Annotated in this window: 18 protein-coding genes and 1 tRNA gene; 10 read left to right on the top strand and 9 right to left on the bottom strand. The window is 42.4% G+C overall.

The features are described 5' to 3' along the window. Positions 1-175 precede the first annotated feature (175 nt). Both MHB45_RS21790 and glpK read left to right on the top strand, forming a co-directional pair. Positions 176-1,000, top strand: a complete 825-nt coding sequence (locus tag MHB45_RS21790; protein ID WP_048683279.1) for an MIP/aquaporin family protein — start codon at positions 176-178, stop codon at positions 998-1,000. A 19-nt stretch (positions 1,001-1,019) separates the two neighbouring features. Next, a complete protein-coding gene (gene glpK, locus MHB45_RS21785; protein ID WP_048683285.1) occupies positions 1,020-2,510 on the top strand; it encodes a glycerol kinase GlpK in 1,491 nt (496 codons plus the stop codon). Between the two features lie 161 nt (positions 2,511-2,671). On the opposite strand, the gene MHB45_RS21780 is transcribed toward glpK, so the two are convergent. After that, entirely contained in the window at positions 2,672-2,836 is a 165-nt protein-coding gene (locus MHB45_RS21780) for a hypothetical protein (RefSeq protein ID WP_161922118.1), read from the bottom strand. Between the two features lie 63 nt (positions 2,837-2,899). Between MHB45_RS21780 and MHB45_RS21775 the strand changes: the two genes are divergently transcribed. From MHB45_RS21775 to MHB45_RS21765, 3 genes are all read left to right on the top strand, one after another. Continuing rightward, positions 2,900-4,552: a glycerol-3-phosphate dehydrogenase/oxidase gene (locus tag MHB45_RS21775; protein ID WP_048683287.1), complete on the top strand. Its 1,653-nt coding sequence runs from the start codon at positions 2,900-2,902 to the stop codon at positions 4,550-4,552. Positions 4,553-4,759: 207 nt separating this feature from the next. Further along, on the top strand, positions 4,760-6,214 hold the full coding sequence (locus tag MHB45_RS21770) for an alanine/glycine:cation symporter family protein (protein WP_048683290.1): 1,455 nt from the start codon (positions 4,760-4,762) through the stop codon (positions 6,212-6,214). Between the two features lie 105 nt (positions 6,215-6,319). Continuing rightward, on the top strand, positions 6,320-6,466 hold the full coding sequence (locus MHB45_RS21765) for a sugar diacid recognition domain-containing protein (RefSeq protein ID WP_105718875.1): 147 nt from the start codon (positions 6,320-6,322) through the stop codon (positions 6,464-6,466). A 222-nt stretch (positions 6,467-6,688) separates the two neighbouring features. On the opposite strand, the gene MHB45_RS21760 is transcribed toward MHB45_RS21765, so the two are convergent. The 4 genes from MHB45_RS21760 to MHB45_RS21745 form a co-directional block, all read right to left on the bottom strand. Further along, complete coding sequence (locus MHB45_RS21760; protein ID WP_048683291.1) at positions 6,689-7,909, bottom strand: PucR family transcriptional regulator; 1,221 nt, start codon at positions 7,907-7,909, stop codon at positions 6,689-6,691. Between the two features lie 133 nt (positions 7,910-8,042). Beyond that, entirely contained in the window at positions 8,043-9,509 is a 1,467-nt protein-coding gene (gene putP, locus MHB45_RS21755) for a sodium/proline symporter PutP (RefSeq protein ID WP_048683294.1), read from the bottom strand. A 169-nt stretch (positions 9,510-9,678) separates the two neighbouring features. Then, positions 9,679-11,220, bottom strand: a complete 1,542-nt coding sequence (pruA, locus tag MHB45_RS21750; protein ID WP_048683297.1) for an L-glutamate gamma-semialdehyde dehydrogenase — start codon at positions 11,218-11,220, stop codon at positions 9,679-9,681. 57 nt (positions 11,221-11,277) lie between these two features. Continuing rightward, positions 11,278-12,195, bottom strand: coding sequence for a proline dehydrogenase family protein (locus tag MHB45_RS21745; RefSeq protein WP_048683301.1), 918 nt, complete (start codon positions 12,193-12,195; stop codon positions 11,278-11,280). 387 nt (positions 12,196-12,582) lie between these two features. Between MHB45_RS21745 and MHB45_RS21740 the strand changes: the two genes are divergently transcribed. Beyond that, a complete protein-coding gene (locus MHB45_RS21740; protein ID WP_153246116.1) occupies positions 12,583-12,747 on the top strand; it encodes a hypothetical protein in 165 nt (54 codons plus the stop codon). 340 nt (positions 12,748-13,087) lie between these two features. On the opposite strand, the gene MHB45_RS21735 is transcribed toward MHB45_RS21740, so the two are convergent. After that, a complete protein-coding gene (locus MHB45_RS21735) occupies positions 13,088-13,318 on the bottom strand; it encodes a helix-turn-helix domain-containing protein (protein WP_048683312.1) in 231 nt (76 codons plus the stop codon). 237 nt (positions 13,319-13,555) lie between these two features. Between MHB45_RS21735 and MHB45_RS21730 the strand changes: the two genes are divergently transcribed. The 3 genes from MHB45_RS21730 (at position 13,556) to MHB45_RS21720 (ending at position 15,750) form a co-directional block, all read left to right on the top strand. Next, complete coding sequence (locus MHB45_RS21730) at positions 13,556-13,951, top strand: VOC family protein (protein WP_048683314.1); 396 nt, start codon at positions 13,556-13,558, stop codon at positions 13,949-13,951. A gap of 24 nt (positions 13,952-13,975) precedes the next feature. Then, entirely contained in the window at positions 13,976-14,347 is a 372-nt protein-coding gene (locus tag MHB45_RS21725; protein WP_048683320.1) for an MmcQ/YjbR family DNA-binding protein, read from the top strand. A 209-nt stretch (positions 14,348-14,556) separates the two neighbouring features. Further along, the gene (locus tag MHB45_RS21720; protein WP_048683344.1) at positions 14,557-15,750 is read left to right on the top strand and encodes an aminotransferase-like domain-containing protein; all 1,194 of its coding nucleotides are present in this window, start codon (positions 14,557-14,559) and stop codon (positions 15,748-15,750) included. Between the two features lie 259 nt (positions 15,751-16,009). Here MHB45_RS21720 and MHB45_RS21715 read toward each other — a convergent pair. The 3 genes from MHB45_RS21715 to MHB45_RS21705 form a co-directional block, all read right to left on the bottom strand. Continuing rightward, a tRNA-Ala gene (locus MHB45_RS21715) sits at positions 16,010-16,082 on the bottom strand. A 371-nt stretch (positions 16,083-16,453) separates the two neighbouring features. Next, positions 16,454-17,374 carry a beta-propeller fold lactonase family protein gene (locus MHB45_RS21710; protein ID WP_226990449.1) on the bottom strand — a complete coding sequence of 307 codons (921 nt, stop codon included), beginning with the start codon at positions 17,372-17,374 and terminating at the stop codon, positions 16,454-16,456. Positions 17,375-17,895: 521 nt separating this feature from the next. After that, a complete protein-coding gene (locus MHB45_RS21705) occupies positions 17,896-18,603 on the bottom strand; it encodes an MgtC/SapB family protein (protein ID WP_048683326.1) in 708 nt (235 codons plus the stop codon). Positions 18,604-18,754: 151 nt separating this feature from the next. Between MHB45_RS21705 and MHB45_RS21700 the strand changes: the two genes are divergently transcribed. Then, positions 18,755-19,654: a DMT family transporter gene (locus MHB45_RS21700; RefSeq protein WP_048683347.1), complete on the top strand. Its 900-nt coding sequence runs from the start codon at positions 18,755-18,757 to the stop codon at positions 19,652-19,654. Positions 19,655-19,676 lie beyond the last annotated feature (22 nt).

Here is a 19,676-nt window from a genome sequence, read left to right as displayed (position 1 = left end):
TTATTGACAGCGTTTTCATAACCTAGTATATTTTACAGTACAAGTTAATATATGTGACGGAGACTAGGAGATTCACAACAGATCTATTCATAATTTTTTTATGAAGATAGTTCTGCTGTGGATCTCCTTTTATTTGTTGGCAAGGTTTAAAAAATTATCAGGGGAGGGTTTTATCATGACTCCATTTTGGGGAGAAGTGTTAGGCACGATGATTTTAGTTTTATTCGGAGCAGGTATTGGGGCAGGTTCATCCTTAAAGGGTTCCTATGCAAAAGATGCCGGCTGGATCGTTATCACGATTGCATGGGGATTGGCTGTTACCATGGGTGTTTTTGCAGTGGGGTCCATAAGCGGGGCGCATTTAAACCCGGCGGTCACAGTTGGGTTTGCCATTATTGGAGAATTTCCATGGAGTGATGTGCCCGGTTACATCGTTGCCCAGATGATTGGCGCGATACTCGGCGCAACTCTAGTATTCCTGCACTATTTGCCACACTGGAAAGCTACGGATGATCCAGGGGCGAAGCTTGGTGTGTTCGCGACTTCACCTGCAATCCCGCACACATTTTCAAATCTACTAAGTGAGATGATTGGAACTTTCATCCTTATTCTTGGTCTATTATTTATAGGGGCCAATGATTTTACAGAGGGTCTAAACCCATTCGCAGTAGGGTTATTGATTGTCGTGATCGGGATGTCACTTGGGGGAACGACAGGATACGCCATTAACCCGGCCCGCGACCTGGGGCCGCGCATCGCTCACTTTTTGCTGCCGATACCTGGTAAAGGCAATTCCAACTGGGGCTATTCATGGATTCCGGTCGTTGGACCGATTGTAGGGGGTTCACTTGGTGCCGTTTGTTATAAAGCATTTTTTATGGGGGAAATAACGGCAGGATTTTGGTCTGTTATGGGTGCAAGCCTGGTACTATTGATAGTAGCCTATGCTTTTGGTAAAAAACAGTCAAATGAAATGGATAGCAGAAATATCGCTAGTTAATTAAAAGGGGGCATACACAATGGAAAAATACATTTTATCATTAGATCAAGGAACAACAAGTTCTAGGGCGATTTTATTTAATGAAAAGGGGGAAATCGTCCATTCCTCCCAAAAGGAATTCACACAGCATTTCCCTAAACCAGGCTGGGTCGAGCATAACGCCAATGAGATTTGGGGATCGATCCTGGCGGTGATTGCCGGTGTACTATCTGAATCCGGTGTAAAACCAGAGCAAATTGCCGGTATCGGGATCACCAATCAGCGTGAAACGGCAGTCGTTTGGGATAAGGAAACAGGTACACCTGTCTATAATGCGATTGTATGGCAGTCCAGGCAAACAAGTGGAATCTGTGATGAGTTGAAGGAAAAGGGACTTAATGATTTATTCCGGGATAAAACGGGATTGTTGATAGATGCCTATTTTTCCGGAACGAAAGTGAAATGGATCCTCGATAATGTGGAAGGGGCAAGGCAAAAGGCAGATGAAGGCAAGCTGTTATTCGGTACCATCGATACTTGGCTGATCTGGAAGCTATCAGGAGGCAAGGCTCATGTAACGGACTATTCCAATGCATCCCGGACATTGATGTACAATATCCATGAACTGAAATGGGATGAAGAACTGCTTGAGATATTGACTGTACCAAAGTCGATGCTGCCGGAAGTGAGGCCTTCCTCAGAGGAATATGCACGTACGATCGACTATCATTTCTTCGGCCAATCGATTCCGATCGCCGGGGCAGCCGGTGATCAGCAGGCAGCATTATTCGGCCAAGCCTGCTTTAATGAAGGAATGGCTAAAAATACGTATGGAACAGGCTGTTTCATGCTCATGAATACAGGAACCAAGGCTGTCAGCTCCGAACACGGACTATTGACGACCCTTGCTTGGGGCTTGAATGGGAAGGTCGAATATGCACTTGAAGGCAGTATATTCGTAGCTGGCTCCGCCATCCAATGGCTCCGCGATGGCCTGCGGATGCTGCATGATGCCAAGGACAGCGAGGCCTATGCAAAACGGGTGGAAAGTACGGATGGAGTATATGTGGTACCAGCTTTCGTAGGACTTGGAACTCCATATTGGGACAGCGAAGTGCGGGGAGCCGTTTTTGGTTTGACGCGCGGCACATCAAAAGAACATTTCATTCGTGCCACACTTGAATCACTTGCGTATCAAACGAAGGATGTCCTTGATGCAATGGAGGCAGATTCAGGAATCGAGCTGCAAACATTAAGAGTGGATGGCGGGGCAGTCAAGAATGACTTCTTGATGCAATTCCAGGGCGACTTATTACGTGTGCCCGTCGAGAGGCCGACCATAAACGAAACCACTGCATTAGGTGCTGCATACTTAGCAGGCCTTGCTGTCGGGTATTGGAAGGATCAAGAAGAAATCTCCCGGCAATGGGCGGTGGATAAAACCTTTGAACCATCCATGGAAGAGCAAGAAAGTGAAAAATTATATGAAGGCTGGAAGAAAGCCGTACATGCCGCTATGGCGTTTAAATAAAAAACAACATGTATCCTTTCTCAAATGAGCTGGAGTATGCTATAATGAAATCAAGTTAATAACTCGGCCGGAGAACAGGAGAGACCATGAATGCGTTATCGTTAATTCGATAATGTGCATTTATGGTCTCTTTTTTTGTTTTTAACGGCAGATTAGGGATATTAATATCTATATAACTTATGCGAACAAATGAACCAATTGAATATAATGACCGAATTCACGAGTAAATCGTGTGAATTCACGAGTAAACCGTGCGAATTCACGAGTAAAAGTGCAGAATTCACGAGTAAATCATACGAATTCACGAGTAAAAGTGCAGAATTCACGAGTGAACAGCGCCAATTCATACAAAAAACAATAGAATGCAATACTTAAAGGAGGAGTCAGGCATGAGGTTTTCAAATATATATCGGGAAGAAACGGTCGAAACTCTGAAAAAAGAGAAATATGATGTGGTTGTCATTGGTGGGGGAATTACCGGTGCAGGGATCGCCCTGGATGCAACGACCCGTGGAATGAAAGTGGCTTTGGTTGAAATGCAGGACTTTGCAGCAGGTACTTCAAGCCGCTCGACAAAACTTGTTCATGGCGGGTTGCGGTATTTGAAGCAATTTGAAATAAAAATGGTTGCCGAGGTTGGTAAAGAGCGAGAAATCGTTTATGAAAATGGGCCGCATGTGACCACGCCGGAATGGATGCTGTTACCGATGCACAAAGGAGGAACCTTCGGGAAATTCAGTACCTCCATTGGACTTCGGGTATATGATTTCCTTGCGGGTGTTAAAAAAGCCGAACGCAGGAAAATGCTTTCGGCAGATGAAACACTAAAGCGGGAGCCTCTCGTTAAGAAAGAGGGACTGAAGGGCGGAGGCTACTATGTTGAATACCGGACAGATGATGCACGTCTTACTATTGAAGTCATGAAGGCGGCTGTCGATAAAGGTGCAACACCGATAAATTATACAAAAGTAGATAAATTGTTATATGAAAATGGAAAGGTGAACGGCGTCCAAGTTGCCGATTTACTTTCAGGTGATTCTTTTGAAATATACGCAGACAAAGTTATTAATGCAGCAGGTCCGTGGGTGGATTCCATTCGTGAGAAGGACCAATCGAAAAAAGGGAAGACGCTGAAGTTATCCAAGGGTGTTCACGTGGTCATCGACCAATCGAAATTCCCGTTGAAGCAGGCGCTTTATTTTGATACGCCTGATGGCCGGATGATTTTTGCCATCCCGAGAGCCGGTAAAGCTTATGTAGGGACTACGGATACTTTTTATGATGGTGATCCTGCAGTGCCGACCGTTACTTCCGAAGACCGTGCCTATCTATTAAAGTCCATACATTATATGTTTCCAGAAGTGAACATTACGGATGATGATATCGAATCCAGCTGGGCTGGGGTAAGGCCGTTGATTCTTGAAGAAGGGAAAGATCCTTCTGAGATATCAAGGAAAGATGAAATCTGGGAGTCCGATTCTGGCCTTATCACGATTGCGGGTGGGAAATTGACCGGTTATCGCAAAATGGCAAAAACGACGGTCGACCTTTTGGCAGGGAAGCTTGCCCAGCAATCCAATAAAACTTACCCAGCCAGCACCACTAAAAGAATGCCGATTTCCGGAGGGGATGTCGGGGGATCAAGCAACTTCTCCGATTATATCAAGCAACATATTCAAAGGGGAGTTGACTCAGGACTCACTGTTAAGGACTCCGAAGAGATATTGGCCATGTACGGGTCCAACGCACCTGTGTTATTCGATTTCGCAAAACGCGAAGGAGACGGAGGAGCAAGCAGTGACCTTCCAAAGAAATTGTTCGTACAGCTGAAATACGCACTAGATCATGAAATGGCCGCAACTCCAGTGGACTTCTTCTTCCGCAGGACCGGGACCCTGTTATTCGATATCGATTTAGTCCAAGCGCATAAACGTGCAGTGATCGATTATATGGCTGTGTATTTCGGATGGATGGAATCAACAAAAATGGAGAGAACCAATCAATTGGAACAGGAAATACTAGGTGCAATCAGCGTATCTTGACCTATATGCAAAAACATGACGCCGGCGGAATCGCTGGCGTTTTTTTTGAATTCGGAATGTGATTATTGGGACATTTGCAAGTGGAAAAATAAAAATGTCCATGTTAGGTTTCCTGACGTAAAAACTATTGTTTAATCCATTAAGATGAAATATAATCAATAAAAGATAAGTTTGAATTTTCTAAATTCGATTAAAGGGGGAGCTTGATTGTCTGATTTTATTACGGCTTTAAATGGGGTTTTATGGAGTACGCCAGTCATTTATATTTTATTGGGAGTAGGTTTATTATTCTCTATTTTAACCCGGTTTCTGCAAGTGAGGCATATTAAGGAAATGGTCGTTTTGATGTTCCAAGGCAAAAGTTCGGAAGCGGGCGTTTCCTCATTCCAGGCTTTATCCATAGCCCTTTCGGGTCGGGTCGGTACAGGTAACATTGCAGGAGTGGCGACGGCCATCGCTTTTGGCGGTCCTGGTGCTGTTTTTTGGATGTGGGCAATTGCCTTCATTGGAGCATCAAGTGCATTTGTGGAATCCACTTTAGCTCAAATATATAAAGTCAAACAAGACGGTCAATATCGAGGGGGCCCTGCCTATTATATTGAAAAAGGAATGGGCGTGAAGTGGTTTGCTGTCCTTTTTGCGTTCGCTGCCCTTATAGCCATGGCTGTACTGATGCCTGGTGTTCAGGCCAATTCAATCGCTGCCGGTATGGAGAATGCATTTGGAATTCAACCTGCAATCACGGGTATAGCTGTCATTCTATTACTTGGTTTCATTATATTCGGCGGTGTAAAAAGGATAGCTAATGCTGCACAAATAATCGTTCCATTCATGGCCCTGGGCTATATATTGCTATCCGTTGTCATCGTCCTAATGAACATTACAGAATTACCAGGTGTCATTTCATTAATATTCAGAAGTGCCTTCGGGATGGATTCTGCATTTGGCGGGCTAATCGGGATGGCGATAGCTTGGGGAGTGAAACGCGGCGTTTATTCGAATGAGGCGGGACAAGGCACAGGTCCTCACCCGGCTGCCGCCGCAGAAGTATCGCACCCGGCAAAACAGGGCCTTGTCCAAGCATTCTCGGTTTATATCGACACATTGTTCGTTTGCTCCGCTACGGCCTTCATGATTTTATTTACAGGCATGTATAATACACAAGCGGAAAATGGTTCATATATCGTCAATAATTTGGGAGAAGTAACACCTGGTCCAGGGTATACACAAGCGGCAATCGATAGTGTAATCCCAGGTTTTGGTGCTGGCTTTATTGCAATAGCCCTTTTCTTCTTCGCCTTTACGACGATCATGGCCTACTATTATATTGCAGAAACCAATATTGCCTATTTAATGCGTAAGCGGAACAGTAAGTGGGCCATGCTGGCATTGAAACTTATCATACTTGCGGCAAGTTTCTATGGAACCATTCGTACTGCAGAGATGGCTTGGGCATTAGGTGATGCTGGATTAGGAATTATGGTATGGCTCAATGTCATTGCCATTTTAATTCTGGCTAAACCGGCGCTCATTACGTTAAAGGATTACGAAAAGCAAAAGAAAGCAGGAATCGATCCGGTTTTCAATCCAAAAGCTTTAGGCATAAAAAACGCCGATTTTTGGGAGCGTGAATACACCGGCGACAAGGAAAACGTTTCTTGAGGGAAAATGCCCTTGAATTCTTTTAATAGAAGAAGATACATGAAAAACCAGCTCAAGTTATTTACGAGCTGGTTTTTCATGGTGTTGATAACCAGGGGGGATGATATGTTAGCGAAACTAGCCCAAGAAATTGCGAACATAACCAGTGAAGTAATCGGCCATGATGTGCTTACTACGGATAAAGACGGAATGGTGCTTGGTTCAAGCGATAAATCGAGAATCGGCAAAGTGGAAGAACCATTGAAACGTTAGGTCTCAGCAAACTATCGAAAGAGGAAATCATGGAGTTCATTCGTACTGGGACGCATAAAGTTCCGTATAAGGTGAGTACAGTAAAATCGTAACAAAACGAAACTCTAAACCTTTTGAAAATAGGTGAAACATGTATAAGGAGAGAGGAATACGGCAGACCTAGCCGCGTTTTCTTCTCTCCTTAGCTTATTGAATCTCCCGAACTCAAAAACCGGACGCTCTTTAAGATCTCTGTTTTATAAGCTGTAAATCGATGTATAGTTGCATTCTCGAATGAAAGTCATCAAAATCGATTGAGGTGAGATCGGTTATTTGATTCAATCTATATTTCAATGTGTTGGTATGAATGTATAGCTGTTCAGCTGTCGGTTTGATCCGGCAATTGTTAAACAGATATATTTCCAGTGTTTGAAGGAGTTTGGTTTGGCTTTCCTGGTCCTTCTTTTGAAGAATCGCTAAATCCATATTGATATAATTCGTTTTAATATGATGATTGGAGATCATATCGAGGTAACGGAAAATCCCGAGCTTGCTATATTGGAAAGGAAGCTGTTCAGGTTTACCGATGAACTTCGCTGCATTGATTACTTCCAGGGCTTCGAGGTAGGATTTTCTTAATTGAAGAATCGAAGAATATTCATTTCCGATTCCAGGGAATACCTTTTTGTCATTGAATTGGGATAGAACCGTATTCGTTAAATCATTGGCGCTTTCAGAAAGGAGTTCTTTCCCTTTTCCGTTGCTGCCAATCAAGACGATGATCTTCAATTGGTTAGTGAATACATGGGAAAAATGATTCAATGCATTGGCGAATAGACTGACTGTATCCGTTAATTCATCGAAATGTTCCGCATCGGATTGAGCGATTGTAAAGACATTTACAAGGAAAGTTTCCGGAATGAGGAGATTCATATTGGCAGCTTCCCATTTTATTTGGTTTTCCGTTTGATAGACTTCATCTATGACCTTTTGATAAAACTCATTTTTTTCTTCATCTTTTTTTATGTTTATCTGTTTTTTCTGATAAAGGAGCTTGCCGATATGATGGGAAACTTCATGTAAAAATTCCAAATCGGAATCAGTCATCATTTCCGTTTCTTGGACCCAAATGAATCCGAAGACCTGTCCTTTGTGAACGGCGCTCACAACGACTCTTTGATTTAATCCGATTTCCTCAATTTGTTTCACCCTAAATGGATGATCCACCGTTTTAAGCTGTTCGACAATGCCCTCATCCATGAATTTCTCCAAAATTGGAATCGGCCAATGCTTTGTGAAGATGGTTTGCCGATTGGCTTGGTCGAAGTGTTCGATATAATATGAACTATATGCCAGCAATAAAAATTGGTCATTTTCGATGACGACTGGTTTTTTTAAATAAGTGCTGACCATATCCGTTATATCGTTGATGTTTGTAAGAGTCAGGATTTTTTCTAATGACATATATGGCCCCCTGTTATTTTTTGAAGTGTATGACAACTTAGTTTAATAATACTTTTAAACGGATGGCGTGTATAGGGGCAAGCACAAAGAAGGAACGGTATATGAAAAAATACCGTTCCTTTTAGGGGATTTATTATTGTTTTAATATTCTTTCGAATTCTTCAAATTGATCTTCTACTTCTTTTGATGGTTTCGCTGTAAGAAGACTGACCACGATGATGGCGATCAAGCTTCCGCCAAAACCAGGAATCATTTCATAAAGCGTATCTGATAATCCTGCCATGGACCAGAAAATTACAGTACCGGCACCGACTATCATCCCTGCTAAAGCACCCCACTTTGTCATGCGTTTCCAGCACAGACTAAGCAGAATCAATGGACCGAATGCAGAACCGAATCCTGCCCATGCATATCCGACAAGTCCAAGAATCGTGTCATTCTGCTCCCAAGATAGGATGAGCGCGATAATGGATATGATCAGCACGGATAATCTGCCGAGAAAGACAAGCTCTTTATCAGAAGCTGAACGCCGGAAGAAGGTTTTGTAAATATCCTCCGTTAAAGAACTGGCTGTTACTAAAAGCTGTGAAGCTATCGTACTCATAACGGCTGCAAGTATTGCAGAAATCAAGAAGCCGGTAATGAATGGGTGAAATAATATTTCTCCTAAAACCATGAAGACGGTTTCAGGATCATCTAATTTCAGGTCGTTTTGAGAAAAATAAGTGATTCCGATGAACCCTGTCAGCATGGCACCGATACTGGCGAAAATCATCCAGCCCATCCCGATATTTCGAGCCTTCTTAATTTCCTTAATAGAACTGATTGCCATAAAGCGGACAATGATATGAGGCTGTCCGAAGTATCCCAGTCCCCATGCAAACAATGAGATGATTCCTAAAAAGCTCGTTCCAGTGAAAATATTCAATAGAGCTGGATCAATGGAGCGTGCCGTGTCGATGGAAGGACCGAAACCTCCCACGTGGAATAGGGTGACAATTGGTACAAGGATCAAGGCGACGAACATGATGATTCCTTGAACGAAGTCCGTCCAGCTAACTGCCAGGAATCCGCCGAACAAGGTATATGCCACAACAACTCCTGTTAAGATCCATAAGCCTGTATGGTATTCCAGGCCGAATGTACTCCGGAATAGGACCCCGCCGGATACCATTCCTGATGAAACGTAAAAGGTGAAGAATACCAGGATAACCAAAGCCGAAATGAACCTTAGGATTCTTGAACCCTCACCAAAACGATTTTCCAGGAAAGCGGGGATCGTGATGGAGTTACTGGCGACTTCCGTATAGGTTCTCAATCTTGGTGCAACATAAAGCCAGTTCGCATAGGCACCCAGTGTCAGGCCAAATACGATCCACATTGAACTTAATCCTGTTGCAAACATGGCACCAGGCAGCCCCATTAAAAGCCAACCGCTCATATCCGCAGCCCCGGCACTTAATGCAGTGACTGCTGCACCAAGACCCCGGTCGCCAAGCATGTAGTCATTTAGATTAGAGGTCCTTTTGTAGGCGAAATATCCGATTAGCAACATGCCAGCCATGTAAATGCTGATTGAAATTATTAATGCGTAATCCATAAAAGACTCCCTTCAGGTTGAAATTTATAATTTTTTGTTTTAAAAGAGGAAGCAACCTATTTGTCACTTCCTCCATTTAACCTCATTTTGGTTTTCGTATCCAGTATGGAAGATACGAAAACCATAGGGGTTTCAAATCATCTTCAAATTGCTTGATCGAATAACATTATCAGTACGTTTCTGATGTTGTTTTGGCTTGCATATGAAGCTGCAAGTAGTCCGGTCCGCCTGCCTTGGAATCGGTTCCTGACATGTTGAACCCGCCGAATGGCTGATAGCCTACGATTGCACCAGTACAGCCGCGGTTGAAATACAAGTTCCCTACATGGAATTCTTCGCGTGCTTTTTCCATGTTAAGGCGATTTGTCGTAATGACAGCCCCAGTCAAACCATATTCAGTGTTATTGGCAATCTCAAGAGCTTCGTTAAAGTCCTTCGCTTTAGTGAAGGCAACGACTGGTCCGAAGATTTCTTCTTGCATCAAGCGGGCTTGCGGATCTACATCAGCAACGATTGTCGGTTGAACGAAGTAGCCTTTAGAGCTATCTCCTTCTCCTCCAGTCATAATGCGTCCTTCTTGGTTCCCGATTTCAATATAGCTCATGATTTTGTCAAAAGCTGCTTGATCGATAACCGGTCCCATGAAATGATTTTCTACAGGATTACCAACTGTAAGTTGTTTTGTTAACTCTACAGCGCGATCTAAAACTTGATCGTATACATCTTCTACGATGACAGCACGGGAGCAAGCAGAACATTTTTGTCCCGAGAATCCAAATGCAGATTTCACGATCGATTGAGCGGCCAATTCAAGATCTGCCTCTTTGTCGACGACCATCGTATCTTTTCCGCCCATTTCAGCAATGACACGCTTCAGCCAAATTTGGCCTTCGTTCACTTCAGAAGCACGTTTGTAAATGCGCAGACCTACATCACGTGAACCTGTGAAGGAAATGAAACGTGTTTTTGGATGATCGACCAGGTAGTCGCCCACTTCGGCTCCGCTTCCTGGAACGAAATTCAACACACCTGCTGGAAGGCCGGCTTCAAGCATCACTTCAACGAATTTCGCAGCAACAATAGGAGTAGTCGAAGCTGGTTTCAATAGGATTGTGTTACCAGTAACGATAGCGGCAACAGCTGTACCTGCCATGATGGCAAATGGGAAGTTCCAAGGAGAAATGATGATGCCTACCCCTAATGGAATGTAATCATAGCGGTTAAATTCTCCCGGACGGCTTTGAACAGGCACACCATCTTTAAGCGTCAGCATTTGACGGGCGTAGAATTCAAGGAAATCGATCGCTTCCGCTGTATCAGCATCAGCCTCATTCCAAGGTTTTCCCGCTTCTTTCGTCAATAACGCAGAGAATTCATGCTTGCGTCTGCGAATGATGGCTGCCGCTTTGAATAAAACGTCAGCGCGGATTTCCGGCTTCACTTTTTTCCAGCTTTCAAAAGCGGTAACAGCTTCCTGCATGGCTTTTTCAGCAAGATCCCTATTAGCTTTCGATACGCGGCCGATGATTTCTTGCTTATCTGCAGGGTTATATGAAACGATTTTCTCATCAGTCGTCACTTGCTCTGCCCCGATATAAAGAGGGTAGTCTTGGCCTAAGTAGCCCTCAACAGTTTGAAGTGCTTCCTGATATGCTTTTTTGTTTTCCTCGTTTTTAAAATCAACAAATGGTTCGTGTTTATATGAAATCATTGATAATCACACCTTTTAATAGATTTTTTGTAACAATTAATAATGTTGAAAGTATATTTAGCTTCTGACCATCCCTTTGAAGGCAAAGGCAATATTGGATGGCCTTTCTGCAAGCCTTCTCATGAAGTATCCATACCAATCCAGACCGTATGGTACATAGACGCGCATTTTGTAACCTTGCTTGACCAATTCGTATTGAGTCTTGTTCCTCATGCCATAAAGCATTTGGAATTCGAATTGTGTATTTGGGATGTCATATTTCTTGGCTAGCTCTTTTGTATATTCGATGATTTTGTCATCATGTGAGGCAATGGCCGTATAATTTCCGTTAAGAAGACTTTGCTTAATCAACTTTTTATAGTTTTCGTCTACATCATCCTTTTCGGGAAAAGCCACCTCTGGAGATTCCTTATAGGCACCCTTTACAAGACGCAGGAATGGCTTATATTGGCCAAGGTCCTCCAGATCTTTCTCTGTGCGGAATAAATATGCTTGTAGAACAGTACTTATGCAGTTGTATTTTTCTTTGAACTGTCTAAAGATATCGATTGTTGCCTGACAGCGAACTTCATCTTCCATATCGATCGTGACCATGACTTTATGTTTTTCGGCTGTATCAAGAATTTTCGTCATATTCTCAATCACTAGTTTATGATCGATATCAAGACCCAAAGAAGTCATTTTCAGAGAAACCTGTGAATCAAGTTTTTCCCTGCTGATCATTTCGATGGTTTCGATGCATTCTGCCGTCCGTTCCAGAGTCACTTCCTTGGAATCAACGAATTCCCCAAGATGGTCGACTGTAACCGACAAGCCGCTATTATTAAGTTGTTTAATGAATTTAATGGAACTTTGGAAATCGGTTCCCCCAATGATCTTTCCAGCAGCAAAATTTCCTCCGCTTTTTTTAGCAATATTATTAAGCAGGTTATTCTTAGATAAAAATAAGAAAAAGTCCCTTGTAATGGCTTCCATATAAAGCGCACCCCCTAAGAAGATGTATTTCTTAAATTAAGCTTAAGGTTTTTCGACAATATTCTCAATGTTCTCAAAAAACAATAATTCTGTCATTTGTTTGTCGGTTTTGGACAAATGAAAAGGTTTACATTTCTGCAGTTGTAACGAAGGTTTATCTTTTGACTTAAAGAGAAACGCTAGAGTAAAGCCTTTATTAGTGATTAGGACTTCTATGGATGCGTTTAAAAGTGGCAGCTCGACCATAATCATCCAATACGTTATAATGAACCTTATTTAACAGAATCGGTCAATGTTCGAAGAAAAAACGATAAATGGAGCTTTCATACGTAAAATCGGTGAAAAACCGTAAAAATAAGTGCATCGGCAAGCCGGGGAGGATAATGAATGGATGCTGTACTTGAAGAACTTAGAGAAACATCGGGATTGATAGTAGGATTAATAATGGCCCTGGTAATTATGGGGCTGATCGGTTATGCGCTTACGAATGTACATGAATCCATCGTGTCACCTGTGGTTCAGTTCATAAAGAAAATGGTCGGTCGAAAATAGCTCAAGCGGAATACATGACCTTTTGTCCCTAATCGATAACTGGCCCTTGTTAATGAAACCCCTGCAAGGTTTGTCTAAAAGGGACAAAGAGCCCCAAATATATACATATCACCCGTGAATGAAGAAAATCCCCCGCTCCTAATGGAAGTGGGGGATTTTTATTCAGGGGATGTCGTTGAATCTGATATGAACTTTTTCACCTGGAATTTGAAAAGATGAGGCCGTTGGAATGAAGGTTATTTCTGAAAGTAAAGCTTGGATTTTAGGAGCCTGGATAGGAGAGTATGAACAAGAATTGAATAATACATTTAGGCCCGGCCATAAGCGAGGGCCTTTTTGTTTACAAATTAAAGTAGTCATCTGCCTTAGCTCCTGCATCTATACTTCGAACCGCCTTCATGATTTTCTTTAAAACCCCGGCTGACGGCACATACTTGGGATCACTGCAAACTCTGCTTATCGTATTGCGTGAAATTCCTGACGCACTTACAAACTCCTCTTGTGTATATCCGTGTTTATCGATTAATTTACCGACCTTGCTTCGCGCTTTTCTCTTCCCGAATCTAAACATTTGATAACCTCCTAGAATGATTTACTAGCAGTCTCGTCCAGCTTTCACAAAAATATACACATAGTTTCGCAAATGTTTGGGATGCAAAATTGAAAAGCGGTTCCCGGGTTGGTTGTATGATGAAGTTTCAATTAATTTGAATTTATTTCCATTTAAATTATAATACTAAATAGACAGCGAACACAGACTGAATAATGTAAGTGAATGGCTAATTCATATGTACCTTAGGAGGAAATCATGGGAAGAATAGTTCATTTCGAAATTCATGTGAATGACATGGAACGGGCAAAGACGTTTTATGGAGAGGTGTTCGGATGGTCATTTCAAGACTGGAGTGATTATGCAGGGATGCCTTACTTTGGAGCAGTGACTGGCAATGAGAATGAACATGGTATCGATGGTGCTTTGATGCAGCGTCCTAGTGCTCCGCCGGAAACACACCAAGCGTTAAATGCATTTGCGTGTACCATTGGCGTGGGAAATTACGATTTAACGGAAGCTAAAATCATTGAGAATGGCGGCAAGCTCGCAATGCCCAAATTTGCCCTGCCCGGAATGGCTTGGCAAGGATACTATATCGATCCCGAAGGCAATACTTTTGGAATTCATCAACCCGATGTGAATGCAAAATAGAGTGGATAATAGGTGAATTGAAACATGGAATCACGAGACACGGAAGCGATGCTTGATATTATACGCAATATCTGTCTTGCACTGCCGGAAGCTAATGAACATATTGATGGTTTCGGTCACAATACTTTTAAAATCAATGGAAAATCCTTCGTGATTACTGGTGAAAGCGAGGAAGGATTCAGCTTGTCGTTCAAGTCAGATCGAGAAACTCAAGAATTATTGCTGCAGAAAGAGAAATATTTCAAAACCCCATATATAGGTCGTCACGGTTGGGTTTCCATTCAAAATCCGGATAGGGAAGACTGGGATGAATTGACCTATCTAATTCAAGAAGGCTATTTACGTGCGGCACCGAAGCGTATGGTAAAGAAATGGAATGAGTTGAATAAAAAGTGAAGAAAGGCGGACGATCTGCCTTTCTTTATTTTTTACGTGTAAGAAGGACTCCGGAATTTGGAAAATATAAAGAGGGGGATTGTTGTCTCTCATCAGAAGAACGTTTAAAATTAATAGTAGGTTATGATTTGTATCTTAAAATAAGCAGCTAACTTTAAAGATTGCGAGAATCAATCAAGATTTGGTTGAAGGAAAGGTGTTTGGTTGAAGTGAAAGTTGAATCTTTTTTTTCTGAGAACATTAAAGCGGCACTTAAGAATGATCCGCCCGGTGCATGGATGCCAGATCTGCCAGATGGTTGTATTCGCTTGAGTTCAGGCTATCCTGATCCTGCTCTCGTTCCTGCTGAGGAGCTCAAGGTAGCTGTAGCCAGACTTCTTGATGAGGAGCAGGATTTGCCGCTCCATTATCTCGGAAGTCCGCGAATTCCAAGACTAAAGCAGCAAATCCAGAAAAGGTTGGAAGAGCGTGGAATTTGCGTTTTGGAAGAACAGCTTTTGATTACATCAGGAGCTTGCCAGGGGATTGATCTTATTGCCCGCGTTCTTCTTGATGATAAAGCGGTTGTAGCGGTAGAGTCTCCCACCTACATGGAGGCTTTGGAGGTTTTTCAAAACTATACGAAACGGATTATTAGTATACCTATAGATGAACAGGGACTCCAAACATACCGATTAAAGGAAATGCTGGATGAAAGGAAACGCACAGGTCAAACCCTCCCGCGTTTTGTATATACAATCCCAACTTTTCAAAATCCAACTGGAACGACTATGACAATTGAGCGCCGGAAGCATTTATTGGAGCTTTCCATCGAGTATGATTTCCTCATTCTGGAGGATGATGCATACGGGGAATTATCCTTCGATAAAAATCCGGTCCCGATAAAATCTATTGATACATGCGGGCGAGTCCTCCAAGTCGGGTCATTATCCAAGGTTGTTGCGCCAGGAATGAGGATTGGATGGATAGCGGGAGAAAGTGAATTCATCAAGGCTTTTGAGTGGTTTAAAAAAGATTTAGACCATCCATTTGCTCAAAGTTCAATGGCTGTATACTTAGAAAACACCGATTTTGAGAAACGGCTCGACCTTCTAAAAGATACGTATCGTTCTAAATGCACTGCGTTAATCCATTCTATGGAACAATTCCTTCCAGAATCCGTTTCCTGGTATGTTCCAGATGGCGGTTACTTTGTATGGGTGAGAATTCCAGGAGTGGATACATCGCAGTTATTATCACAGGCTCTGGCTGAGGGTGTTTCATATGTTCCAGGGAAATACTTTTTCTTGGATCAAAACGATGGAGCCGAGTTTCTCCGGCTCTCGTTCAGTTTTGCCAATGAGAAAGAAATGATCGAGGGAATACGAAGACTAGGACAGCTTATCGCATCTAGTTTGTCCTGAAGGATTGTTAGTTTGTTAATCTATAAGTTATTTCGCTGTTTTTTTACGCCTACTTCCTTAAAGGGGGTAGGTTTTTTATTCTTTATATCGAGTTAATAAGCAAAATATTTTCTTCCGACCATGAGAGAGGAAAAGGCTCATACATTACGTTTAAAAAAGCATGAAAATTTTATCGCAGTGATTGAAGAAATATTAGGGGGCAGTGGTGGACAAATTGACAAAAAGAAAAAACCCTTGATATATCAAGGGTTTTCGGAAATGGAGCATAGCGGGATCGAACCGCTGACCTCTACGCTGCCAGCGTAGCGCTCTCCCAGCTGAGCTAATGCCCCGAAATGAGGTACAATAATTATTTTATCGGATTTTGGTGAAAAGTCAATATAAAATATGAGATTTTTGCAAAAATGATAAAAAACCCGTTTGAGTGTAGTCAAACGGATCAGACTATAGACGCGATGAATCACGTAAACCTACAGCTTTTTTGTTTATACGATTGGGATGTAAAAGACCTGCCGCAAAAGATTTCATGTTAATCCATCTCTGGGTTTATTTTTTCATTTATCACGTGCTTCATCAGATTCCAGTATTTAAGCTTATATTTTTTTACTCATCCTGAATTATATCCGTGATGGTGTATGTTTTAACATCAACACGGGCAATGGAGAGATCACGGTTTAATACATAAGCCTGATCCCTATCCTGGCTAAAGACGATTGCTTGCCTTGGTTCTTTGAACCCCCCCGATTGTTTTAACTATGCGGTGATCAGCGACATTTATCACGTCAATCGTATGATCAGCTTTGTTGCTTGCGAAAAGGAGTTTATCATCAGGCGATAGAGCAGCGCCATATGGCTCGCATCCCACTTTGATTTCACCCTTTATATTACCGTCTAGCGTATCAATTGCGGAAATGCTGTTGCGTCCGCTGTTGGCGGCATATAATGTTTTTCCATCAGCGGTAATCGAGATTCCGCGTATACTGGAGAACCCAGTTATTTCACGAATGATTTTTTTGGTGGTGGCATCAACGATAGACACTTTATCTCCTTGAAAGTTCGTGACAAAGATATATTTTCCGTCCGAAGAGACTTTGATGCCCTGCCTTGGTTGGGCGAAACCGGTAATGACGTCAATCGGTTTTCGTTTTTCCAGATCCACGACCGTGACTGAATTGTGTGCTTGATTGTTCACATACAATGTCTTGCCATCCGGGCTGACAGCAGTCCCAAATGCACCCGGACCAACGACAACTTCATCTTTCAAGGTGAAATTTTTTAAGCTGTAAAAACGAATCGTACCGAGCGTACTGTCAGAGACGACAAACTCTGAGCCGCCATCAATAAACACGATGTTTCTCGGTGAACCGAAGCCGTCGATCTTTTTACGCAACTTGCCTTTGGTAAGATCATAGACCAGGATGGATTGTTCACGGCTATCCGAGACAATCGCTATTTGTTCATCCGGACTTACGGCGAGGGAATTGTTGGTGATGTGGGTGTCAAAGCCTGTCGCCAACTCTGGGCTTTTACTTTTAATAGAAGAAGCACCTATTATATTTGGTATGAAAAACACAAATAGTAAGGGTATAATCCATATACTTTTTACCTTCATTTTTTTTAACATCACTCACCTCGGGAAATTATTTTCTTGATAATTTTTTATATCCCTGTCAATATCATGCTGGTTGTCCTGACCACCTTCCTTTAAAATTTTTAATCAAGCCGGAGTTCTTCCTTTCACTATATATAAACGTATAGAGCAGGATATCGGTTTGGTCATTTTGCAAATTTATAATAAATGTATAGAGTGGACCCCATAGATGAATAAGGCCGCAGTGAAGTAACGTAACACCAGACTTCCTCACTGACAGGTGGATGATAGTAAATGTCCATATATAGGTGTTAGATTCTGATGCTGGAGATAAAAACTGATGATTGTGGAAGTTTCGATTGGTTTATGCAGGCAAGACTTAGCCGTTAATTGATGCCTAAATGGACTTGCCAAGGGGTCAAAAATGGTTTAACAGAGTGGACTCGTATAGGTATGGAGGAAAGTTAAGGAGAATTTCAAAAGGGGTTCGGAATGTTTAATTCCCAACCCTTTTATCTAGTGAACCGTTTGAGTGCAGTCAAACGGCCCTTTTATTATACATTTTCGATTTCCACCCGTGCAATTTCCTTAAGATTGGAGACGGTGTAATACACTTCCGATGTTCTGACTTTGTGATCGACCAGAACTTTAAGGGTCAAAAGGTGGTTGTCATTTGCCACATCTTTGATTCTGAGATTTTTGATGAATATTTTTTCTTCTTTGATTTTTTTCAGTACGATTGCAATGTCATCTTTATTTTGTACGACCAGCTGCAGGAAGATTTCTTTTTGCCGTAACTTCATCGGTCCGAGCCAGGTGACGATTGCGGGCACCAATTCCACACTAATGATCAATAAGATGACGCCGGCTATGGCCTCGAGAAAAAAACCAGCTCCAACGGCAATCCCGATTCCCGCCGCTCCCCAGATGATGGCGGCTGTCGTTAAACCGGATATGCTGTTGTTGTCACGCCGGAGAATGACGCCAGCACCTATAAAACCGACGCCGGAAACGATCTGGGCCGCAAGACGCAAGGGATCCATTGTGATATTAACGTCGTCGCTACCCGGGAATTTATAAGCGGATTCCATGGAAACGATCGTTAATAAACAGCTGACGATTGAAATGACCAGGCTTGTTTTTAATCCAACGGGTTTTCGTTTCATTTCTCGCTCTAGGCCGATAATTAGTCCAAGGAGAGCAGAAATCCCCAATTTGATAAGGATTTGCAGTTCCGATTGAGGGTCGAATGTCCATTCCATTTTGTTTCACCACTTCCGAATTATTATCGAAGAATAAAATCGTCTGTTGCCATATACCCGTTTTTCAAAAAAAACTACCCTAATAATTTTAACATAGTAGAATAGAGTTCTATGTAACGTAATTCCGTTGAAAGGAGGAATCTAAGTGCAAATGCCAAAAGTGAATCCCTATGTAGCGTTGGCGATCGGTGTGGCATCCGTATCTTTTTCGGCCATCCTTGTTAAACTGGCGACCGCTCCATCGGGTGTTATCGCCTTTTACCGATTATTATTTACCGTCCTTCTTATGTTGCCGGTTTTCATGGTGAAATACCGTCATGAACTTAAATTCATTGAAAAAAAGGATTGGCTGTATTCGATTGCGGCAGGAGTGTTTTTGGCTTTTCATTTTATTTTATGGTTTGAATCGCTTAATTACACATCGGTCGCAAGTTCAACCGTCCTTGTAACCCTCCAGCCTTTATTCGCTTTTGCCGGAGCCTACCTGTTTTTTAAAGAAAGATTTTCAATGAAGGCAATATTGAGCGGCATCATTGCGATAGCAGGCAGCCTTGTCATTAGCTGGGGTGATTTGAGAATCAGCGGCATGGCGCTTTGGGGAGATATTCTTTCTCTTATCGCATGTGCGCTCGTAACCGGATATTTACTGTTTGGTCAAAATGTCCGAAAACGCATCTCTTCTATAACATATACATTTGTCGTGTATGCAATCAGCGCCGTCGCCTTGTTTTTCTATGTGATCTTCAAGGGAGAGGCATTGGCGCCTTATCCTGCTTCCGATTGGATCTATTTCGTTTTGCTTGCCATTTTCCCGACTTTATTAGGACATTCTTTATTCAATTGGTCACTAAAATGGTTAAGCACATCGACGCTTTCGATGGGAATATTGCTTGAACCGGTGGGAGCGACAATTCTGGCTTATTTCATATTAGATGAACCGATACTCTGGACGCAGGTCCTTGGAGGTACCATCATATTGGGTGGTTTGATGATGTTCTTAAAGGATGAAAAGAAAAGCAAGGAACATAAAGAGGCGCAAGTCTCCGTATAAAAGCAGTAAGTCTCCCGACTTA

Origin of the sequence: Peribacillus sp. FSL K6-5616, from assembly GCF_038008245.1 — a bacterium.
Lineage (GTDB): Bacteria > Bacillota > Bacilli > Bacillales > DSM-1321 > Peribacillus > Peribacillus frigoritolerans.
Note: the sequence above shows the minus strand (reverse complement) of the source record. Positions and strands in the feature narration are given on the sequence as shown.